Consider the following 21,225-nt stretch of genomic DNA (forward strand, 5'->3'; position numbering starts at 1 on the left):
GGCTTCGGGGCCGAAGCTCCTACCACCACATCGGCCCAGCCTCCGGACCGGCACCGTGGTGGCCACCGTGGTCACGCACCGCGTCGGCCGCTGGGTGACGCTCGTGGCGTTCGGGACGGCCGCCGCACTGGCCGCCGGACTGCTGATCCGGCACGACTCCGGGACGGTACCACCGGATCCGCGGACGCCGTTCGCCGCCGCCCTGGTGGACCTGGCCCTACAGCCTGGCGTGCGGTATCGCACGAGAACGGACGGCTCCAAATGGACGGATTCACAGGTCACCGCCACAGGCGCGGCGCTCGGCGAGGTGTCGTACGGCGGAAGTAGCCTCAAAACACTGACCGTGGACGGCACCACCTACGCCAAGATGCCCGACCCGTTGCCCGAAGGCATCGGTGGCTTGCACGGCCGGACGGACCTCGCGGGCACGTGGGTTGCCGGTGTCATAGGGACCGACACCGCGAGCGCTGCAACCCCCCAGGCTGGGATGAGCCCCGCAACACTCGCGAACCTGCTGCTCAAAGAGATCAACAGCGAGACGACGACCGTGCCGGCCCCGGGGTCGGCGCCGGTGACCGCCGACGGTGTGCCCGCACTCAGGGCGAGCACCGCACAGGGCGATCTGTACGTATCGCATGCACGTCCGTACCGGGTCCTGCAGTTCGTACCGCGCGCCTCGGCGGAGAGCGGACAAGGCGGTACGGGGTTCACCGCGGAAAAGGGCACAACTGGCAGATGGTTCGTTGGGGACCGTCTCACCACGATGGCTCAATGGGGGAGCGCGCCTGCGGTGGGCACTTTCAGCATAGCCGGGTTGTCCAGGCCGGAGGCCAGGACCCTACTGCGAAAGATCCTGGAGGACACCGCGCAACTGTCCGACGCCGTGGACGCTGGCGTCACGGCGCAAATCGAGGAAAAGTCGCAGGTGACCTGCTCCGCCACCGGCTGCGAGGTGGGCAGTCACATCATCGGCATCGTCCCCAGCCGCGAAGCCAGCAAGCGCATCAAGAGCAGGCAGGTGAGGGTCGAGCTGACCGCGACGGTAACGATCGAAGGCATACACGCCGGGACCTGCACCACGACCAAGGAACTGGCCTTGGAAGGCATCGGCGGTATTTCGTGCAGCAGCCCGGATGCCGGCCGGGTCTTCGCGGAACAGGAGGCGCGGAAGAAGCAGGAGGCGGAAGCCGAATCCCGGGCACAGGGCGGAACGGTGATCCCCTACAACATCCACTACGCCGCCGCCACCTACGTCCGTGTTCTGGCGCAGGTGAAGATGCCGGAACTGCAGGAGGCGCTGCGACAGGAGGAACAACTGGCCTGGGAAGCGCCGGCCCCGGCCGAAGTCGCCGAACGGGCGGAGCCGGATCGGGACGACAGAACCGGGGACTGCAACCGCTTCCGCCCACACCGTGCGGTTGACAACGGGGAGGGATGGATCCTCAACACCACCGGCGCTCACGCCCGTGCACAGACCGGTCAGGCCTGCCTGAAGAGGCCGCCCAGCAACAGCGGCGGCAAAATCTCGGTCTATCCGGTCGGCTATCCGCAAGCCGAGGCGAAAGTGCGCAGCCTCGGCCGTCTCCCTAGGCAGGATCTGGCGCGATGCCACATCATCGCGGCCCGTTTCGGAGGCTCCAACGACTTGGCAGCCAATCTCAGCCCCTGCGGACAGCGCATTACGAACCACGGAGCGCTCGGCATGTCGGCCTTTGAGCGCGAAATGGCCGAAGAACTCGCGCTGCAACCGTCAGGCAGCATTCTTTACCTGGTCGAGCCGTTTTTCAGATCGGATCAGAGCACCATCCCCAAAGGGTTCGTCATGATCGCCATCCGCTACACCCCCACCGGGGTCGCCGATTACGCCATCGCACGGTCGGTCCTGAACGTGGTAGAGCCGATTTCTGGCGACAGCCTGGTGAACATTGGAAACTAGCCAGGTATCCCCTACCGGGCTGAGCTTCGCCAGCATCAGATCCAAGATCTTGATTTCTTGCCCATGGCAGAGCAGGCAGTCTCGAAACCCGTGAAGCACGGTGAATTCGCAGCCTGCGTCCGCCAGCTCCAGGCCCTGCAGGAACTTCCAGTCGATTCGGGACCGCACCGCGTGCGCAGCCTGACGGTCGGTGAGGTTCTCGGCGAACTGCATCACCGACACCAGGGCCAGTTGCCCGGGTGGCATTCCAGGACGTCCGCGGCGTCCGAAGGCGAAGGCGAAATCCTCATCGGCGAAGAGCATCCTCAACTGATCGCGCACTCGCATCGCCAGGCAGCCCTTGGGAGAGAGTGCCTGCGCCAGGCCGCTGTCCGTTCGGGTGCCTGCGGCCACGGACGCGGCCGCATCGACACCACTCACCTGATCCTGCAGCGGGGACGGAGGAACGCCGCGATCAAGATCATCGACTTTCGAGATCAGCGGGAGATCCGCGAGGTGCCGCGCAATTGGGCAACAGGGTCATCGAGGGCTGGTACAACCTGCATCGTCTGAATACCAGTCTGAGTTACCGTGGCCCGTGCCACCTTCGAGGCCATCGCGGCCTGACCACCACATCGTTGGTGTCTGTCAAAGCGGAGCAAGCTCACGTTCCTTGAACGCCAACTCCGCGCCGACACAAGGCATAAGCTAACGTCCGGTCAGGTACTGCGACATGAGGTCGACTGAAGGCAGATCGATGCTGACGTGGATCGAGGCTGTGGCATCCGGGGCGGCCGGTGGACTGATCGCCGAAGCAGTCGTCACCTACGGACGTCTACGAAACTGGCAAGAGGCACGACATGCGGCGCTGGCCGCAGAGACACCGCTCCCACCGCTCGGCAGGTTCATCGATCCACTTGCGGACTCACTCGCCGCACTCATGCGCGTGGCGATGGGAGGTGCGGCCGTATGGCTGCTCCACACCGAGGTCACCGGCATCTACGCAGCCGTGACCGTGGGAGCCGCCGCCCCGGCACTACTGGCCCAGATCGGCCGCGCGGCCACACCGGCCGAGGCTCTCCGCGCACCCGGCGAAGCACCGCTGGAGACACCTCCGACCCCAGCGGATCACGGGGAAACGCCTCCCGTCCCCAGGAAGGCGTCGTCATGAGCATACGCTCGATCGTCCGGCGCTCCTGGCGCTCATTCATTGAGAGCGCGATCGCCCGCCGCCCCCTGACCGGGGCTCGCGCCCCCACGGGATACACACTGCGGCAACGGCTATGGGCCTCCTTCATCGGCGCCGACCTACCCTCTGCGACGCCTGCTGCCAAGCCTGGCTTCCTGAGGAAGCCAGGCCGGTACATGGTTCTGGCTTCCCCTGGTGCGCGGGATCGGTCACGTCCTCAGCCGCTCGGTCCGGGTTGGTTTCATCTCCCACAACTCCCGCGGGCCGGCGGCTTGGCCGCCGCAGGAAGTGACACCGTGCTGCTGGAGGCATCGTCCCCGGACGGCACCGCCCGGTTCCTCGTGCGCGGGCCCAGGGACTCTGTCCCTGGGTACAGCCTGGAACTCGTGGTGCACGGTATCGAGGGCGCCGCGCCGCTGGTGACGACGGTCAGGTACGCGGACGTGGCCGGTTCTGACCGAGTGCTACTCGTGCCTGTGGTGCGGAGGCGTTTTGGCCCAGCCGCCTCCTATGTCCGGCTCCCGGGTTACGCCGGGGAGGAGTGGACGGCATCCATGACGGCACCGGTGGCGCCGGATAGTACGTGGGACGCCGCGACGGTCACACTGTCGGTCGGCGCCTCGCTCAATGATGCGACCCGTGATGCCTGGCGCCAGGTGCGGGAGCTGATTGTGGACGACGGTCTTCGCCGCGTCATTGACCAGGCGCTGCGATGACCGGGGCAACGGGACCTGGGCATCGCGCGAGTACTCGATATGTAGTCCCCTCGAAGGCGGTGGCGACGCACCGAACGGGCCGACGCTGGCCCACGATCCGTGGCGGTCCTGCAGCTCGGGCAACGGTCGAGAACGTGCTGGAGCGGGCATCCGGCCCCCAGGCCGCAGTTCGGGAGATGCTGGGCGAGTCGGCGCTGTGGTGGAGCTGCTGCAGCGAGGCGGTTCGTGACGATCCGGCGTGGCTCGCCGGTCGCGGCTGCGAAGATCTGCACGCCTGGCTCGGGGCAACCGCGCCCGACCAAGAGCGCGCGGCTGTGATACGAGCCGATCATGCCCTCCTTCTGGCCAAAGCGCTCGTCGCGCCGAAGGGCGGTTCCGGGGAGCACGACGGCGCACTCATACGACTGCTCCAAGCGTGGGAGGACAGCGGACTACTGTGCTCCAAAGCCGCTCCTGGGCCTGCGGAGCCCTCCGGCAAGGGGCTCGCCGAACTCTCCCCCCGTCTCGCCGGCGGAATCGACACGCTCCTGCAACGGAGTCGGCAGTTGCGCCCTGCCGCGGCTTTGGACGGGTCGTCGCCGGCTGCCGAGGGACTGCTGGTGATTGCCGCGCTCATGATGGCGGGCGTCGCACCACGCGGGCGCCCTGTCGTGCGGGTTCCGGTGGTCTTCGGCCGCTCACCCGGGCGCAGCGGAGAGATCCCGGCCGTGGAGGGCGCCACCGGTGTTCTGGAACTGCGGGAGTTCGCGCCGGGACCGGCAGGGCTGTATCCCGACCCGCGGACGATGGATGGGGTGCGCAGCCCGAATGCCCGGTTCGCCTCCGCGCTGGCCACGGCTTGGCATCTGACCAATGCGCAGGCCAAAGGCCGCTGCGTGGTGTGGCGGATCATTCTGTCCGACGAGCCCTCCGCCCCGGAACGGATCGAGGGCCCCTCCCTCGGCGTTGCCTTCGCGCTCGGGCTTCGCGCCCTGCTGCGGAGCCGGCCCGCTGTGGGCCGGCTGCGAGACATCTTCTTCGGACCGCGCCCGCGCACCGTGGTGACCGGCGCCCTCGACATGGACGGTCGCCTGCTTCGGGTCGCGGACTTGGACGCGAAGCTGCTTGCCGCGCGCCGCAAGGGCTTCCGACTGGTGGCACCCGAGCCTAACCGGCTCGGAGTCTCGGCGGCCGCTCCCCGTTCCGGTGATGTGAGGTTTGCTGCCACCCTGCGCGATGCTGACCGGTATGCCCGGCAGTTGCGAGCTGGTCGCATCGTCGTCACAGCGCTCGTCCTCGCCGCCGTGACGACAGGGGCGTTCGCCCTCCACCAGCGTGATCTCGCCCGGACCCAGCAACAGATCGCGCTGATCAGCCAGGTTACGGCACGAGCGGACCAGCTACGCGCCACCGATCCTTCACTCGCGGCCAGGGTCGACATCGAGGCATATCGACTAAACCCTGCCGGAGACAGCTACACACGTCTGATCGAAGACGCGAACAAGCCGCTGCCCACCGTCCTGGACGGCTTTTCCCATAGTGTCCACAAGGTGGCATTCAGCCCTGATGGCCGTATGCTCGCCGCCGCCGGCCACGACGACGCCGAAGACACAGGTATCGTGCGGTTCTGGGACATGACCAACCCGGCACATCCCGTCCCGCTCGGCGAGCCCCTTCGGGTTCCTGGCGCACCCTCGATGGTCTTCAGCCCCGCTGGAGACATACTCGTTACATTCTCCGGCCCGCTCGGCGGCGCGGAAGTACGACTATGGGACATCACGGACCCGGCCCGTCCCCGCGCGCTCGGCACCGCCCTCCCAAATACCGCCGGCGCCACCCCGCTGGCGTTCAGCCCTGACGGGCACACGCTGGCCACCGGCACTAACAGCTACATGGAGGAACAACTGTGGGACGTGAGAGACCCCGCCCGCCCGGTCCCGCTGGGCCGACCCCTCAAGCACGCGTCCGCAGTCAACGTCGTCACGTTCAGCCCTGACAGCCGGTTCCTCGTCACCTCCTCCGTGGAGGATGGGGCACGGATGTGGAACGTCATGGACCCCGCACACCCTGTCCTGCTAGGCAAGATCTGGGGCGCTCTCAGCGTCGCGATGTTCACTCCGGACGGCCACACCCTCGCCGTCAGCGGGGGCGCTACCGTCCAGTTGCTGAATGTGACTGACCCGACGCGTGCGGTCGCCTTGGGCGGTCCTCTGACGAGCATCCTGCGTAACACCCGCGCGATGGCGTTGAGTGCGGACGGCCGCATACTCGCCATCCCCGGCGAAGAGCGGACGTTCCGGCTATGGAACATCACCGACCCTGCTCATCCGTCGTCCATCGCTCCGCCCATGCCCGGCTACGACATGGCTGTCATGTCGTTTGCGCGTGACGGTCGCACAATCGCTACCACCAGCCGTGACCACCGCAGGGTGCATCTGTGGCACCTGCCCACCGCACTGGTGACCGGCCACACAAAGGTCGTCACCTCGACTGTGCCCGCTCCCAATGCCCGCATCCTCGCCTCCGCCTCCGCCGACAACACCGTGCGACTGTGGAACACCTCCGACCCAGCGCACCCCACCCCCCTCAGCATGATCACAGGCTTCCGCAACACCGTCATTTCTTTGGCGTTCAGCCCCGACAGCCGCACCCTGGCCACCCTCCCCAATGGCGAGAGACGCGTGATCCTCTGGAACCTTGATGAACCGACCAAGCCTGCCGTCCTCTCACAAATCAACTTCCCCCTGGGTGCTGGAACCGGCGTATCGTCGGTGGGGTTCAGTCCCGACGGACAGACCCTCGCCACCGCCATCAGCACCGTCGTCGTCGACGGCGAACACAGCGTGCGTCTCTGGGACGTGTCGGACCCCGTCCACCCCCGGCCACGCGGCAAACCGATCCTCACTGATGCCGACAGCACCAGCAGCTGGATGCAGACCAGCTTCGTCTTCAGCTCCGATGGGCACACCCTGGTCATCGCTGGTCGCTATACATCCAACACGGTGCAGTTGTGGGACGTGACCGATCCGGACCACCCGATCCGCTCCGGGCCGCCCATCACCGGCGGCGCACGGTTGATGGCACTCAGCCCGGACGGGAACACCCTAGCCACGGTCAGCGCAACCTTGATCATTAACGGCCCGGGAGCCGGCGATATCAAGCTGTGGGACATCTCCGACCACAACCACCCCATGCTCCTCGGGCCGCCGCTGACCGGCTACACCAGCGATGTCACCGCCCTGGCCTTCAGTCCCGACGGGCACACCCTCGCCACCAGCGGAGACGGTGTGCGCCTCTGGAACGTCACGGACCCGGCCCACCCTTCGGCGATCGGCCACCCCCTCGCCATCAGCACTGCCGAACTCACCTCACTGGCATACGTCCCCAACAGCCAGACCCTCGCCATCGGCGGACGGGACAGCACGGTTCGATTGTGGCCGACAGCAGTGGACGTGAGCGTCCGACAGATCTGCGCCAACACCGACACCCCGACCCGCCCGCAGTGGCAGCGCTACCTGCCCGCGCTCCCCTACCACTCCAAATGCGGGTGAGGGGGAATGAGGTTGCGCGGGTGTTCACCCCGCCGAGGCCGCACGCCGGCTGGGCATCGACAAGCACGTCTACCTGATCGGCTGGCGCAGCCACGACGAGCTGCCCGCAGGACTGGCCCGCGTCGACCTCATGGCCGCCCCAGCGATCAACGAAAGCTTCGGCATGGTCTACATCGAGGCGACGGCGTGCGGCGTGCCGCCGATCGCCACCAGCACCGGCGGGCCCGCCACCCTCATCACCGGCCATGGCGCCCACGCAGACGGCTGGCTCATACCCCCCACGACGTCGGAGCGCCCGCTGGGCGGCCAAGGGGTTGCAGCACGTGCGCCACCACCATGCCTGGCCGAGGGCTACAGATTCCTCAGGAGCAGGCCGGGCATGGTGGTCAGGGGTCTCGGCGATGGTGCGGAGCCCTCTCCCGGATGAGCTGACGCTAGCCGCCCGCGGCTCCTTGTGACAAAGTCATGGATCTAGGCATTGAACAGCAGCTCCTCGCCCACCACGCGTTCCAGGACGCGGATGGCCTTGACCACCGGGGGGATCGCGACCCAGGAAACCTCCCGCGTCTCGCCCTGGGACTGGTGGTTGCCGTCGCTGTCGCGGGCGGTCTTGAAGATCTGGCCGTGGATCAGGTGCCGGCCTGATCCCGATTCCGAGCAGGCGCCGTTGCGCAGGGCCAGGACTACTGCCGGGAGGGGACATTTAACCGTGCGCTATTCGCCCTCGGGATGTCGATATGGCCTGCGCAACGACGTGGGTCAACTGGAGGCAGTACCCGTGATGCGATGCACCTGGCGAAGGGAGCGTTGCAGCAGGCTTCGCGGCCGTAGCGCGTCGCCTGTGTGGAGAAGGTAGCTTGCGGCTGGTTCGGCCTGGAGGATGGCATCCCGCTTGTCCTGGACACTGCGGCGCAAGCCGATAAGGCCAATTGCTGCGGACGTAGTTGCCGCGATAACGGGGTGTCCGGCAAGAAGCGCACCACCGCCGAGCACCGCAACACCGGCGGGGATCTCGGTCTTCACATTGATAGCCATGGTCGCCGCATCCAGTCCCAGGGTTTTCATCTGCTTGCGCAGGTCGGCCAATGGCCGGGCGAATCGGTTGGCCACGGTGCTCTCCAGATAACTGGTGAGCATGACTGTGTCGCGGATCTCCGTAAGGTCTCCAAGTTCGGCGGCGACCTGATCCACCTGCATGCCGAAGGCGATGAACTCGTTTCCGTAGCGGCGGCGGAGTTCGACGATTTTCTCGACTGGTACCGCCGAGAGGCCCCGTGGTATGACCAGGTTAAGTGCGAGGTAGGCGATGGTCTGGGCGATCTCTCTCCGCTCTGCGGGACCATGTGCGGGCGGAGGGCTGGTCAGAGCGGCTTCTATATGATCCGCGTCCCAGTTTCCGGACGCGACGTAGGCGCCTGATATATCGGTAATCGGCTGCAGCTTGTTGGCCCGGGCGAACTCGTGGGCCAGCATGCTCTTGTAGACCCTGACAAGACGTGAATCCAAGATGGCCCAGCGGTGCCACCCCAAGTCCCAGGTGTCCGCTGTGGGCCCCTCCACCCGCTGATGCAAGGGCAGCTCGCGTGCGGCCGGCGTAGTAAATGACGCACCGAGTCCATAGGCAAAGCCCTGCTCCGACAGCAGAGTCCGCAGCCGTGGTGCGACCTCGTCCCTGTGGAGAGGGGCGGCTACTGTGGACGGGTCTATTGCTGTTCCTGCCCGGAACAGTCGCAGTGGTGCCAACGACGGCCGCGACAGGGCATCCTCGAAGGAACGAGCCACAGCCTGCACCGAAGCCCCTGGAGGAACTCGTTCGACGACGCCGAGTTCCTCTGTGAGCACTCGCATGGTGTAGGCGACATCCCTGGTGAGTGCGTGCACTGGCACCGTCGGATGGCTGCGCGGGCGGGCCATGTAGTCAGCGAGGTCATCGCTCGCAGGCACCAGACGCACGATCTTGGGCCAGTACAAGGCCATCGCTTTCAGCCAGCTGTCATCACGCATGCGGAAGAAGGGGTAGTAGAGGCCATGTGCCGGGATCGCTCCGCCCGTCATGGCACGACGATACGGTCATCGACAATCTGGTGCACGGCAGATACAAGCGGCCGCGCGTCCGCGGCGGGCCGTCCGCGCTGGCGTTCCGGCCCGACGGCAAGGAACTGGCGGTCGGTGGCGGAAGTGGAAGGGTGCAGTTGTGGGATGTCACCGACCCGCATCGGCCCATCTGGCGCGCGGAGACACCTGCGGCCAATCTGACCGACATCACCTTGTTGCCCTATGACTCCGGCGGCCGGACGCTGTACCTCGCCGACAACGCGTACGTCGTTCGATGGGACACCGGATCGGCCACCGTGCCGATGACCATGGGGACGGTGTTCCGGCAGTACGTCTGGCGGATCGCCGTCAGCCGGTCGAGCGCGACCATGGCACGTGTCGCACCGCGTGCCGGACCCCTGGATCGTACGCGTGTGCCATCGCGGGCGGCGGGCTCGATGAGGACTCCTGGACGTCGTTCGTGCCGACGATGACCTACCGGAGGACGTGCCCATGAATGCCGGCACCTGTTCATGTCAGAGATCGTCCCCGCGCCATGAGGTCTGCCACACCATCTCAGATGCAGATTCAGCCCGATAAGGGTTGCCAATATTGTCCATCTACTGGACTCCGGCGGGCTGACACCTACCCTGGAGAAGGCCTAGCGCATTCCCTTTTGAGCATCTCAGAGGTGCCGATGCCCGTTTCCCGCCGGCGGCCGCGCATACCGGCCGTGGTAAGTGTCTTTATGCTCGTCCTCTCCATTGGGGTGGCACAGGGGTATCCGGCGATGCCTGTGATGGCGGCTGAAGGGGAGATCTGCCGTCTGGCCGTCACGGTGACCGTCGGCCATGACGGGATTCACAACGACTCCACCGAGTTCATTCAGTTGGCCGGGCAGCAGTTGCTGTTCGAGGACTCCAACGGTGATGGCGAGATCGATGAAGAACCGCTGCGGCCCTACCATCGTGGCGGCACAGGCGATGAGCGGCACGCCGTCTTCAGCTGGAATCTCATCGCGCGCCCATGTATCCCGCAGGAGCGTTCCCGCGACGGGTTCGTCTTGATCCATGACCCCCAAGCCGCTGACTTCGAGGCGGACAACTGGAATTTGGCCGGCCTGAGGATCGTGGAACGAGACACCGATGTCGTCTTGTACGACCACTTCGTGCCCGACCCCGATGGCAACGGCGGCCTGACCCGGTTTAAGAAGAACGAGCAGCAGACCTGGAGCACCCTCGACGGCGACGTGGACGGCGACGGCATAACCGACCGTGTCGAGCGCTTCGGGATCGTCCGGGCCGACGGCGTCGATGCCTGGTTGCCGGCCAACGGCGCTGACCCCTGCCGCAAGACGATCGCGGTGGAGGTGGACTGGCTGCAGGACAGGGTCATGCCCATCTCCCATCAGCCCAGCCCGGGAGTGATGCAAGAAGCTCGGCAAATGTTCGCGCGCGCACCCGTGCAACCCATCTCGTTCTGCCCCTACATCGACACCTTGCCCCCCGGGGGCGTACAACTGCTCGTTCACGAGGACGACGGCATCGAGGTCGATCGGACCGACCGGGTGGCGGCTTTGTACCCACGCTCCGGCGACCGGCCCTTTGACCGGTACCGTCAGCAGTTCTTCACCCCGGGAAGAAGCGGCGTGTTCCACTACAACCTGTGGGGGTTCCAGATCGACGCTGCTGCCAGCGGACTGTGCTGCGTGGGGCTACGCACGGAGGACTTCCTGGTGGCCATGGGCCCGGAGGTCGACCCACCGGTACGCCTGCAAAGCGCGGTCTTCGCCCACGAACTGGGCCATGCCCTGGGCCTGGGGCACGGCGGCGCCGACCAGGTCCACTACAAGCCGAACTACCTGTCGATCATGAACTACCGCTACGGCCATGTGGGAATACCGGACTTCAGCGACTGGAAGGCAGCGGTGGCCACCATCGGCGAGGCCGCCTCGTCCTCGCAGCTGCGGGAGGCCCTGAGAGTGGTGAGCACGCTCGACTATTCCCATGAGGAGTTGCCGACCTTGGATCGCCACGCCCTGATCGAGAGAGAGGGTGTGGGCGCCAGGAGGGACGTCATCGCGGCCTGGTGGGACAACGACGCGGTCCTGCGCGTGGGAGACGCCTCCGGGTCCTTGGACTGGAAGGCCAACGGATCGATCGACGCGAACACGGTCGCCGTCGACATCAACGGGCAGGCACATCGCTGCATCACCGGGCAGGATCCCGACCCCGGTCGCGGGATGAACGACCTGGAATCGACCCGGATGGGTGACGACGTCATTCTGAACACCGCGATCTACGCTGGTCTCAACGCCTACTGCGACTCCACTGCGGCCGCCACCGACACCGCATCCCAGACGCGCGACTACAGCAACGACGTTGCCGCTGGATTGCTCGGGGCCGACGACTGGCACCGGGCGAAGATCCACATCTCGGGTACGGCGGGGCCGAACACAGGTCCCGGCGATCCCATGGGGTTGATCATCGAGCCGAGCGCGGCAGAACTGCTGGCCCGGACGGATGAACTGATGGAGGCGATGGTCGCCGCCACCGGCCCGACGCCGTCCACACCCCGCTGGGGGTATGTCTACATGAACCGCGCGACGCCCGCCGAGGCGCCGCTCGGCGTACCCACCTTGCTGGACAACGCCTTCCAGTGGAGCACCGCCGCCACCGGGTCTGGTTGGGCCGGTGTCGTCACCCACCTCGCGACCGGCGAGTACGAGGTGCGCCTCCCCGGCCTCGGCGGCGCAGGAGGCATCACGCACGTCACCCCGTTCCGCACCAACAACACCGGCCGGGTCTGCGCCGTGCGGCAGTACCGGAGGGACGGCGCCGACCAGGTCATCCGGGTGGGCTGCGCCGACCGGAACGGCGCACCGGCCGACTGGTGGTTCACCCTCTTCTACGCCGCACCCGCCACCGGGCAGGGACCGTACGCCACGCTGCGCTACGAGGCGCCGGGCGGCACCGCGAGCCTGCCCATGGTGGTCAACGACGGGACCTACAACTCCGCCGGACGGGTCAACCGGGTGATCCGCGAGGGCGTCGGCCGCTACCGCGCCGTACTGACCGGCACGGCCTTCGCGGCCGATGACGGACACGTGCAGGTCAGCCAATACGGCTCGGGTGCCCCGGCGCACTGCAACGCGCATGCGCGCACGCCCGTGGGCGACGGCTTGGATGTGAGCATCACCTGTCATGCGGTCACCTCCTCGGCCACACCGCAACCGGTGGACACGCCCTGGCTGTTGTCGTACGTGGCCAGGGCCGGACTGCATGGCGATCGGACGATTCCCGCCGCGTACGCGCAGATCACCGGGGATCCCGCCCATCTGGTGGACAGCTCCCGCTCCTGGTCGAGCACCGGGCAAAGCCCGGCAGCCGTCCGCCTCGGAACGGGCAACTATCGGGTCAGCTGGGAGACTGTCGGCAAGTACGGCGGTAGCGTCCAGATCACCGGCACCGGCAGTGACGGCTCCTCCTGTCACCTGGGCAACATCGGCGATTACGCGGCCCCACCGCGCGTGGCCATCGACATCTGGTGCTACAACGCGGCCGGCCTGCCAGCAGACGCCCCGTTCGCGGTCGCCTACGTACGCCGTCCCTGAAATCTGCCGTCCCTGAAATCTAAGGAAGGACCTGCGAGCCCATCGCCCACCCGCACAGGCTACTCAGCGGCCGGAGTCCTCCTCCGGGAGAAGACCTCGAAGGCACCGCTCCTCAATCCACCGGCCGGGCCGGGCACACCTTCCGCTCCGGGCAATGACAGCGATGCGCAGAGCGCAGACGAGAACGCGGCCGGGGAGCACGGCCGATCACCGGCCGGGCCGCCTCCGGCACCGCAGGCGGCCGAGCGAGGCATTGATCATGCCCTCGTTCGGCTGGCCGTCTGCCGGGTAGGGACTGTACGGTTTTTCGGCTCTGTCGCAGATTCGGTGGTGACGTATGGCGCTGTCGACTCACGCTGGGGCATGGCCACTGCCAATGAGCTCGTACAGACCGTATTCGCAGGATTATCACCGCTGGTGGTGGAAGACGTCACGGACGAGGGCGAGCAGATCCGGGTACACGCGCGAACCCCGAACGGCTACGCCGCCTGCCCCGACTGCGGGACCGAGACAACCCGCGTGCACGGCTACCACCAGCGCACCGTGACCGACGTCCCCCTCGATGCCCGCCGCGTGCTGATCGTGGTGCGGATCCGCCGCCTGCTCTGGGGCGTTCACGAGTGGTCCTGGCCTGCTGATGAACCAAGGGGTAGCTGATCGCTTCCCAGGATAAATGTGATCGTTTCCCGGCGATTGAAGAGGGCCGAGAGCCGTTACGATGCTCACCGTGGTGCACCCGGATCCCCTGCTCGAGCTCATCCACCGCACTCCAGCGGCCGCCGAGCTGCTGACATGGCCGTTCGACTTCGACGTCTCCCGCACCGATCACGTCGAGGTGGTGAAGCCGGCGTCCGGTGATGCGCTTGAAGCAGTTGCCGGTGATGGCTCGGGCGGGACGTTCTTTCTCTGCGGGGACGCAGCCGGACAACGGCCCGTGCTGTATGCCGACTCCGAAGGGCAGGCCGGACTGATCGGCCGCGATCTGGCCACCGCGGTCCAGCTGATCGTGAGAGTCCCGTACTGGAGGGACTGCCTAGCACGCGTCTCCGGTGGTCTGGAGGCGATGTGCTCAGTGGTTCCGGAGCTGGAGCAGGAGTACGGCGACAACGGTATCGCTCTTGAGGCGTGCCGTACCTCGGTGGCCGAGTTGCTCGCATTGCCTCTTCCGCCGACGGCGGACGTGCTGGCCGATCTCCTGGAGACGGTGACGCTTCCCGGCTTCGTCCTGCTCACCGAATGGGGCGATGCTTACGAATCGATCAGCAGATGACCTGTCGGGCTCCGCTGGTGACCGATCGGCCGGACGCTGCATCGGTAAGTTCGGCCGTCTTCTACAATCGGCAGGGCCTGGCGTTGACGCGTCAAAGGTGAACAACGCTCGGGCGCGCGTCGGCGCGGCCATAGGCGAGGATGCGCCGCATCGCGCTCCGAAACTCCTCGATCGCTTCATCGTCTACCTCGATGATCGCCTCGATTTCGGGATCGGGCAGGCCCAGCGCCCCCAGATCGTCCGGATCGAGCACGATGCGTAGCACGTTGCCGTGCAGGGTGAGTTCGTTGACGGCGCCGTAGGCGGTGCCTTGGCTCGCGGTGACCACGCAATGGGTGTCCCAGCCCAGGGCAATGTCTTGCTCGTCGGGCTCGTACAAGGAGCACTGGAAGTCGAACATCATGCCGTCGCCGTCCTCGGTCTCGGCGATACCGGCCGACAGGCAATCGTCGGCCCCATCCTCGACTCCGACCACTCGGGCGATGAACCTGATCGTCATATCGCGGGAGAGTAGCGGCATATCGGTCCGGCAGATGAAGTGGGCAGGCTGCAGGCCGACAACGCGGCTGATGCACTGATCAGGAGGCTGTCCGGCTTTTGCGTCTGGGACGTTGCAGTTTCATCTGCCGCGCTTTCTCATCACTATCTACAGTTACGCTACGTAGGCATATGCGCCTGTTTGCGGTTGCAGATCATTCGTCGAGCCGGATATCGAGATCGGGAGGCGGGTATGACATCGCTGGACGCGACCTCGGGAGTTGATCCGAGGTAGTCCTGCTCCAGGAGCATGGTGGCGGGACCGCACCAATCGACGAGCACGGGATAGCCGGTGTCGTAGGGGAGCATGACGGTACGGGGTAGTGCCGGCTCGTGGAGCTGGTGTGGCGTGTCCCCGCCGAGCCGGGCGGCGATCTGGTCCAGACTGAATGCTCGTCCGCTGTCCGGGACCACTACCGTCCAGCACATGGCCACGTCCAGCCATAAGTGGCTGGAGTGGAGTTGCCGGCAGTGCTCATGCAGTTCGGATGTGGGCGGCTGTCCGGTTCTCACTTATCGCTCCCTGCTCGGCGGGAACAGATTTTCGAGATTCTCGCAGAGCCGGCGTGGGGCTGGTTGGCTGTCTGCGCCGCTGCTCAGGCCCTGAAGGGATCTTGCGGTATTTGGGGTCAGCGATGCCATCGCCGCCTACAGTGTGGAGTTGCAGCTATGCATTGGGTGATGACAGTGGTCGGGGGACGGCCGAGAGGGGGGCGATGGTGACGTCGCTGCTGGCGAAACTGGGGCGGGCCGAGGAGTCCGCGCGGCAGGAATGCGCTGAGCTGGCCAGGCAAATGGAGCAGTTGCACGAGCGGATGGCCGTGGCACGGCGTCGCCTGGAACGACTGTCCATCGCACGTGAGGAGCTGACCGCGCTGGAGGCGGACGGCGAGCCGGTCGGCCCGGAGGCCGGCAAGCCCGCCGGAAGCGGCCAGGATGGCCGCGGCAGCGGCTCGGAGACCGCCGGGCAGGCGGAGGTTCATCAGGAGCGTCCGGTCCTGCGGGGGTTGCGCAAGGACGCGGTGGTCTTGCTGGCCAGTTCCGAGGAGCCGTTGCGGGCGCGGGACGTGGTGCGGGCGCTGGGGCAGCGGGACGTCCGCGGTCAGGTGGAGGGGATGCGCGCGCGGCTCAAGCGGCTGGTGGCCGATGGCTGGCTCATCGAGCGGGAGCAGGGGTTGTTCGCGGTCGCGTCCGGGGTGAACGGGTTCGCCGGCGAAGGGGGCGCCGCTACGAGCTGAGCAGTGCTGCCGGTCGGGTGGCCGGATGAAGAGTGGTGCCGCCGAGTTCACAGCCCGACGGCACCGGGTTGCGTGAGCGCCCAGAACACCTAACTGTTTGAAGGCTCGCGCTTTCCGAGCGTAACGCGATAGGCGGCCGCTTGGAGGGCGTCGAGCCAAATGACGGCTGCTTCCTGCCCGGATGTCCGGGTTTCGGGGCGGCGGAAAGAAGGGCTCGGCCATGCCGTCGAGGTCATCACGGCGTTCGTTTCGGGGTTCGGCACGAGGCTCGGTGTCGTCATCGGTGGGCCGGGGTGCCCTCCGGCCACAGCCGGACCGCGAGCGCGGCCTCCAAGAGCGCGATGGTGGCCACGTCCGGCCAGGACCTTCCGGCCAGCAGGTCGGCGATGGACTGACGGTTGACGCCGGAGGTGGCGGCCAGGCCGCGCAGGCTCAGGCGGCGTTCGGCCAGGATGCCGGCCAAAGTGGCGGCGATCTTCTGGACGACGGCGGCGGCGGGATGACCGGTCAGTTCCGCGTGGGGCCAGTCCTGCGGGTCTTCGGCCAGGTCCCGGGGGGCGGCCGATCGCGCGCGTCCTCCGACCATGACAAAACACTCCTTTCGGTGGATGTCGTCGCGCTCCGTAACGGCTGCTTGTCCTGCCGCTATGGATGGGGTGTGACCCTTGACCCCGCGACCTCGGCGAAGATCACCGGCTACCGGCCGCGGCACGCGCCACCGGAATGGGACCTTCTCGCCGACCGGGTCCGGATGCTGGTCGCCGCCAGCGCTCACCGCAGCCCCTACGGGGCCGAGCGGCTGCTGCACGCCACCGCCCGGCTGGCCCTGTGGTGTCACCGCACCGGCCTGCCGGATGACCCGGAAGTCTGGTTGCGGCACGAGACCATCGACGCCTTCGTCCTCACCGGCTGCACCGACCTTGCTCCCCGCTCGGCACAGACCTACCGGGCCTGGCTGCGGCACATGCGCGCCACCCTGGCCTGGCTGGAACGCGGCGAACAGCAACCCCCGCCGATGAAAGCCCCGGCCGGCGTGTCGGCCCCGTACTCGCCGGGGCATCTGGCCGCCCTGCGCGCCTGGGCCGAACAACTGACCGGTCAAACCCGTGCCGACGCACTGACGTTCATGGCGTTGGCCGGCGGTTGTGGGCTGTCCCCCGGCGAGCTGGCCGCCGCCCGCGGCCACCACCTGCGCCGCCTGCCCTCCGGCGCGGTCGTCATCGCGGTTCCCGCCGCGGACCGCCTGGTCGTCGCTCGCGCCGCCTGGGAGCAGCACCTGGCCGAGGCCGCCCAGACCGCGGGCGAAGCGTTCCTGTTCCGGCCCCACCGCACTACGCCCGCGGCCAAGAACCTGCTCAACGCCTGGACCGCCCGGCATCGACCCACCGGTGGCCTGCCCGCTCTTTCGGCCCGCAGGCTGCGCGCCTGCTGGATCGTCGACCTGCTCAGCGCGCGGATCGACGCCGGCCTGGTCGCCGCCGCGGCCGGGCTCAGCCCATCTGCGCTGGCCCGCTACCAGCATTTCGTCCCCGCCCTCGATGAGCAGGCCGCCATCGCGCTGCTGCGCGGCCAAGCGCAGTGAGTACACCGCGCCTCCCTACTCGGCGCGCCCGTCGCACAGCCTGGCGCCCGCGCACCGGCCGGGCAAGGTCGGCCCGGCCCAAGCCACCCGCCCGGCAGGCGGTGCGCATCCCGGACGCGGTCGCCGACCACTACGCGCGCCTGCTGGACGACTCCGGCATCTTTCCGCTCATCGACACCGAACTCGGCGTCCGGCCGGGCCCAGCGGGGCTGCCCATCCGCGCAGCCCTGACCTGCCTGCTTTTGTTGATCCACTACACCGGCAAGGCCGTCCTCGGCGACGCCTGGCAGATCGCCGCCTTCTCCCTCTCCCCTGCCGCCCGCCGCCATCTCGGAATGGACCCGGCCGACATCGACGCCGATGATCCGCACGCCTGCCTGGCCGCCTCCCGGCGCTTCTATCGCGCGTTCGACCGGCTCACCACCATCCTGGATCCCGCCCGCCACGACCGGCGCGCCCGCCTGCCCAAGCACCAGGCCGACCACCTCGCCACGGCCTGGGAGGACGACGATGTCGGCCACGCCCGCAAGCGCCAGGTGCTGCAGCAGATCGTCACCGCGCTCGTCCTTACCCCTGTCCGCCGGGCCAAAGGCCGCGGCTACCTGCGCGGCTTCGCCGGAGACATCGGCATCGACACCACCGCGGCGCCGACCCTGGCCCGTCCGCCCTGCCTGAACAAGGGCCTGGCATCCACCGAGATCACCGCCGGCTGGCACTACTCGGCCGGAGAGGGCCCTCCGCAGTTCGGCCACAGCGCCACCCTCACCGTCGCCGCCCGCCCCCGCGCCCTTACCGCCGCCTTCCCCCAGCTCGCACTCGGCCTGGTGGTCGACACCCCGCACAAACGCATCGGCGCCAACGCCATCACCACCCTTACCTCGCTGGCCGGCCTCGGCCTGCCGTCCCGGTTCGCCGCGGTGGACCGCGCCTACACCGACCAAGCCGCCGATCACTTCGCCCGTCCCGCCCGCGCCCTGGGCTACCAACTCGTCCTGGACTACAAGCAAGACCAGCGCGGCATCCAGGGCAGCGCCCACGGCGCCCTGCTCATCGACGGCACCCTGGCCTGCCCACTGATTCCCGACCGGCTCGCACAAGCCACCACAGGCCTGAACGACGCAGCCGCCCGCAGCCTCGACGACGAGCTGAGCGCCCTGATCGCCGCGCGCCAGCCCTACTTTCTCCACCACAAGCAAGGCCCCAACGCCCAGCAGGCGATCCGGCTCCAATGCCCGGCCGCAGGCACCTCGCCCTCGATCACCTGCCCTCGCTTCGAACGGCTCCACCACCGCCAAGGCGGCCGACCCGCCCCGATCGATCTGGCCGACGCCCGCCGGCGGGCCGCCCACCCCTCGGCCAAGCCCCGCACCCTGCCCCCACTCCGCGACCAGCGTCCTGAAGATCAGCCCAAGGTCTGCCGCCAGCAGTCCATCACCCTGCACCCCGGCGATCTCGGCCACCTGGACAAGTTCCGCCAGGACCTGCCCTACCTGACCCCGGCCTGGGCCGGAACCTACCGCGCGGTCCGCGCCAATACCGAAGGGATCAACGGGCGGCTCAAAAGCTTCGATCTCGACCTGGGCGAGCCCAAGAACCGGCCTGCACACGGCCGCGTCGCCCAGACGCTGCTCATCGCGCTCATCGTCACCGTCGCCAACGACAACTTTCTCGACGCCTGGCGGCACACCCATCAACCCGAACCCGCTCCAAGCGACATCACAACCGAACTCGGCGGCCAAGAGGTCGCCGACCCGCCGATCCCGGCAGGGAAACCGCCACCCGGACCTTAGGCAACAAATCGGAAAGTCAGCACACAGCATCTCGCCAGCCGCAGGCTTCGCCATGCCCAGCGGCGCGATTCTCCTGCTCCTCCAGCGGCCTGACACCACCCGAGCCCTCCGCGGCACCCACCACACCGGCCCCAAAGACGCCCGAACGCGACTCGGAACCCTCTGAACGACGAGATCCCGCCCGATCAGCAAGATCAGACGGGATCCCGTCAACTTCAACTCGGCCATTTCAAGAACGGCCCTGGGTGGAGCTGAGGGGATTTGAACCCCTGACCCCCTCGATGCGAACGAGGTGCGCTACCGGACTGCGCTACAGCCCCAAGGACTCGACTAGATTAGCAAACACTTGGGGTTTCTCGCGCCATCGGGCCGATGATGCATGGGGAGGCGGGTCAGTCGCCGACCGCGCGGCGGGGTGGGTCGGCGTACTGGTCGAAGATCTCGTCGGGCTGGTGGGCCGTGAGGTCGATGATCTCGGCCTGGGGTTGCTGGGCGGCGAGTTCGAGGGCGCGGCGGCGGGCGCGGGCGCGTCTGGCGCGGGCCTCGGCGGCGTGGCGGGCGTGTTCTCTGTCCAGGCGTACGGCGGTGCGGAGTACGGACAGGTAGCCGAGCGTGAGCAGGGCGGACGGGGCGACCCCCCACCATGGGATGACCCGGACCGCCGCGGTGATCACCGAGGCGAGGATGAGGAGGGCGCACCAGAACAGCCGCCGACGGCGGGTGGCGACCACGATGGCGCGGCGGCGCTGGGCGGCGCGGCGCAGGTCGGCGGACGGCGGCGGCTCGACGGCGGTGTCCGCTTCGGACAGCACCTCGGGCGATTCTGCGGAGTCCGGCTCCGGGGACTCGGACGACTCGGGAGCGGCGGTCGCGGTCATGATCGGGCCGGTGTACTCCTCGCCGCCCCCGTCGTGAATGCCCAGCTCACGCGGCTCCACCAGGTCGCCCTTGTCGCGACGCAGCCACATCGGGATCAGTACGCCCAGCCACATGAGCACGATGGCGACATAAAGAAGGGCGCTGCTCACGACCACCCCCGGGCAGCATGAAGACACCTGGTGACTCTTGGCGTCTTCGATGTGCTCACGTCACGCACCGTAAGACCGCGTGTCACTAATTGACGAGCATTCGGTGCGGTGTGTCGCGAGATCGTCAAACCTCTTCATGGGGAGGGCCACCATGCGCGGCCGACTCCCTGGCTCTCCTCCACTGGACCAGAAGCCCCCTGGGGGCGTCCTCCACGGTGATCGCGTAGCAGATGTGATCCCGCCAGGCGCCGTCGATGTGGAGCTGACGGCGGCGAATCCCCTCCTCCCGGAATCCGAGCTTTTCCACGACCCGGCGACTGGCCTGGTTCTCCGGACGGATGTTGGCCTCCAGCCGGTGCAGGCCCGAGGTGAAGAAGCAGTGATCGACGGCCATCGCCAGCGCCGTGGGAATGATCCCGCGCCCGGCGAGTGCCCCGTCGATCCAGTAACCGACCTGGGCAGAACGCGCCGAACCCCACACGATCGCCCCGATCGTGAGTTGTCCGGCGAACGCCCCCCGATAGGTCACCACCCACGGCATCGCCAGGGCCTGCCTGGCCTCCCTGCGCAACGTGGAGGTCATCGAGATGTACGGCCCCAGACCGGTGCGGAACAGCGGCGTCTCCGGGTTGCTCGGCTCCCAGGGACGCAGCCAGTCGGCATTGCGCAAGCGCGTCTCCCGCCAGGCCCGTACGTCGCGCAGGCGCAACGGCCGAAGCCCCACCGGCCCTTCGGTCAGGACTGCCGGCCAGCCGCGAAGTCGATCCACATCACCATCATCCC

At 67.7% G+C, this 21,225-nt stretch carries 17 protein-coding genes, 1 tRNA gene and 2 pseudogenes; 12 read left to right on the top strand and 8 right to left on the bottom strand.

The window, feature by feature from the left end; all coding sequences use genetic code 11:
* Positions 1 to 55: 55 nt before the first annotated feature.
* Positions 56 to 1,936 (top strand): DNA/RNA non-specific endonuclease, encoded by a 1,881-nt coding sequence (locus DP939_RS47410; protein ID WP_199565805.1) that lies wholly within the window; start codon positions 56 to 58, stop codon positions 1,934 to 1,936.
* Between the two features lie 129 nt (positions 1,937 to 2,065).
* Here the strand turns inward: DP939_RS47410 and DP939_RS49560 are convergent.
* A pseudogene (locus DP939_RS49560) lies at positions 2,066 to 2,263 on the bottom strand (transposase); the annotation flags it as partial.
* Between the two features lie 1,227 nt (positions 2,264 to 3,490).
* Between DP939_RS49560 and DP939_RS43260 the strand changes: the two are divergent.
* The 4 genes from DP939_RS43260 (at position 3,491) to DP939_RS43275 (ending at position 7,995) form a co-directional block, all read left to right on the top strand.
* The gene (locus DP939_RS43260) at positions 3,491 to 3,820 is read left to right on the top strand and encodes a hypothetical protein (protein ID WP_147268385.1); all 330 of its coding nucleotides are present in this window, start codon (positions 3,491 to 3,493) and stop codon (positions 3,818 to 3,820) included.
* Positions 3,821 to 3,954: 134 nt separating this feature from the next.
* Positions 3,955 to 7,350 (top strand): hypothetical protein, encoded by a 3,396-nt coding sequence (locus DP939_RS43265; protein WP_158578992.1) that lies wholly within the window; start codon positions 3,955 to 3,957, stop codon positions 7,348 to 7,350.
* 76 nt (positions 7,351 to 7,426) lie between these two features.
* Positions 7,427 to 7,777, top strand: a complete 351-nt coding sequence (locus tag DP939_RS49565; RefSeq protein WP_404828640.1) for a glycosyltransferase — start codon at positions 7,427 to 7,429, stop codon at positions 7,775 to 7,777.
* A gap of 38 nt (positions 7,778 to 7,815) precedes the next feature.
* Complete coding sequence (locus tag DP939_RS43275; protein WP_113986668.1) at positions 7,816 to 7,995, top strand: hypothetical protein; 180 nt, start codon at positions 7,816 to 7,818, stop codon at positions 7,993 to 7,995.
* A gap of 114 nt (positions 7,996 to 8,109) precedes the next feature.
* Here the strand turns inward: DP939_RS43275 and DP939_RS43280 are convergent, their stop codons facing one another.
* Positions 8,110 to 9,405 (bottom strand): DUF6236 family protein, encoded by a 1,296-nt coding sequence (locus DP939_RS43280; RefSeq protein ID WP_113986669.1) that lies wholly within the window; start codon positions 9,403 to 9,405, stop codon positions 8,110 to 8,112.
* A gap of 29 nt (positions 9,406 to 9,434) precedes the next feature.
* Here DP939_RS43280 and DP939_RS43285 point away from each other — a divergent pair, with 29 nt between their 5' ends.
* The 4 genes and pseudogenes from DP939_RS43285 to DP939_RS43300 all read left to right on the top strand — a co-directional run bounded on the left by DP939_RS43285 (position 9,435) and on the right by DP939_RS43300 (position 14,267).
* The gene (locus tag DP939_RS43285; protein WP_147268386.1) at positions 9,435 to 9,878 is read left to right on the top strand and encodes a WD40 repeat domain-containing protein; all 444 of its coding nucleotides are present in this window, start codon (positions 9,435 to 9,437) and stop codon (positions 9,876 to 9,878) included.
* A gap of 254 nt (positions 9,879 to 10,132) precedes the next feature.
* Entirely contained in the window at positions 10,133 to 12,997 is a 2,865-nt protein-coding gene (locus DP939_RS43290; protein WP_147268387.1) for a hypothetical protein, read from the top strand.
* Positions 12,998 to 13,360: 363 nt separating this feature from the next.
* Positions 13,361 to 13,603, top strand: a pseudogene (locus tag DP939_RS43295) (transposase family protein); the annotation flags it as partial.
* A 112-nt stretch (positions 13,604 to 13,715) separates the two neighbouring features.
* Positions 13,716 to 14,267, top strand: coding sequence for a hypothetical protein (locus DP939_RS43300; RefSeq protein WP_113986673.1), 552 nt, complete (start codon positions 13,716 to 13,718; stop codon positions 14,265 to 14,267).
* 91 nt (positions 14,268 to 14,358) lie between these two features.
* Here the strand turns inward: DP939_RS43300 and DP939_RS43305 are convergent, their stop codons facing one another.
* Together DP939_RS43305 and DP939_RS45775 are read right to left on the bottom strand one after the other, a co-directional pair.
* The gene (locus DP939_RS43305; protein ID WP_113986692.1) at positions 14,359 to 14,766 is read right to left on the bottom strand and encodes an Imm10 family immunity protein; all 408 of its coding nucleotides are present in this window, start codon (positions 14,764 to 14,766) and stop codon (positions 14,359 to 14,361) included.
* Positions 14,767 to 14,924: 158 nt separating this feature from the next.
* Complete coding sequence (locus tag DP939_RS45775) at positions 14,925 to 15,317, bottom strand: hypothetical protein (protein ID WP_147268388.1); 393 nt, start codon at positions 15,315 to 15,317, stop codon at positions 14,925 to 14,927.
* 203 nt (positions 15,318 to 15,520) lie between these two features.
* Here DP939_RS45775 and DP939_RS43310 point away from each other — a divergent pair, with 203 nt between their 5' ends.
* Complete coding sequence (locus tag DP939_RS43310; RefSeq protein WP_113986674.1) at positions 15,521 to 16,042, top strand: hypothetical protein; 522 nt, start codon at positions 15,521 to 15,523, stop codon at positions 16,040 to 16,042.
* Between the two features lie 277 nt (positions 16,043 to 16,319).
* Here DP939_RS43310 and DP939_RS43315 read toward each other — a convergent pair whose 3' ends face one another.
* Complete coding sequence (locus DP939_RS43315) at positions 16,320 to 16,628, bottom strand: helix-turn-helix domain-containing protein (RefSeq protein WP_113986675.1); 309 nt, start codon at positions 16,626 to 16,628, stop codon at positions 16,320 to 16,322.
* A 72-nt stretch (positions 16,629 to 16,700) separates the two neighbouring features.
* Between DP939_RS43315 and DP939_RS43320 the strand changes: the two genes are divergently transcribed.
* Both DP939_RS43320 and DP939_RS43325 read left to right on the top strand, forming a co-directional pair.
* Complete coding sequence (locus DP939_RS43320; RefSeq protein WP_199565806.1) at positions 16,701 to 17,624, top strand: hypothetical protein; 924 nt, start codon at positions 16,701 to 16,703, stop codon at positions 17,622 to 17,624.
* A 101-nt stretch (positions 17,625 to 17,725) separates the two neighbouring features.
* A complete protein-coding gene (locus DP939_RS43325; RefSeq protein WP_113986677.1) occupies positions 17,726 to 19,414 on the top strand; it encodes a hypothetical protein in 1,689 nt (562 codons plus the stop codon).
* A gap of 246 nt (positions 19,415 to 19,660) precedes the next feature.
* Here DP939_RS43325 and DP939_RS43330 read toward each other — a convergent pair.
* The 3 genes from DP939_RS43330 to DP939_RS43340 all read right to left on the bottom strand — a co-directional run bounded on the left by DP939_RS43330 (position 19,661) and on the right by DP939_RS43340 (position 21,211).
* A tRNA-Ala gene (locus DP939_RS43330) sits at positions 19,661 to 19,734 on the bottom strand.
* A 72-nt stretch (positions 19,735 to 19,806) separates the two neighbouring features.
* Positions 19,807 to 20,442 carry a divisome protein SepX/GlpR gene (sepX, locus tag DP939_RS43335; RefSeq protein ID WP_147268389.1) on the bottom strand — a complete coding sequence of 212 codons (636 nt, stop codon included), beginning with the start codon at positions 20,440 to 20,442 and terminating at the stop codon, positions 19,807 to 19,809.
* 124 nt (positions 20,443 to 20,566) lie between these two features.
* Complete coding sequence (locus DP939_RS43340; protein WP_113986679.1) at positions 20,567 to 21,211, bottom strand: GNAT family N-acetyltransferase; 645 nt, start codon at positions 21,209 to 21,211, stop codon at positions 20,567 to 20,569.
* Between the last annotated feature and the right edge of the window lie 14 nt (positions 21,212 to 21,225).

Source organism: Spongiactinospora rosea (genome assembly GCF_003315795.1).
Taxonomy (GTDB): Bacteria; Actinomycetota; Actinomycetes; order Streptosporangiales; family Streptosporangiaceae; genus Spongiactinospora; species Spongiactinospora rosea.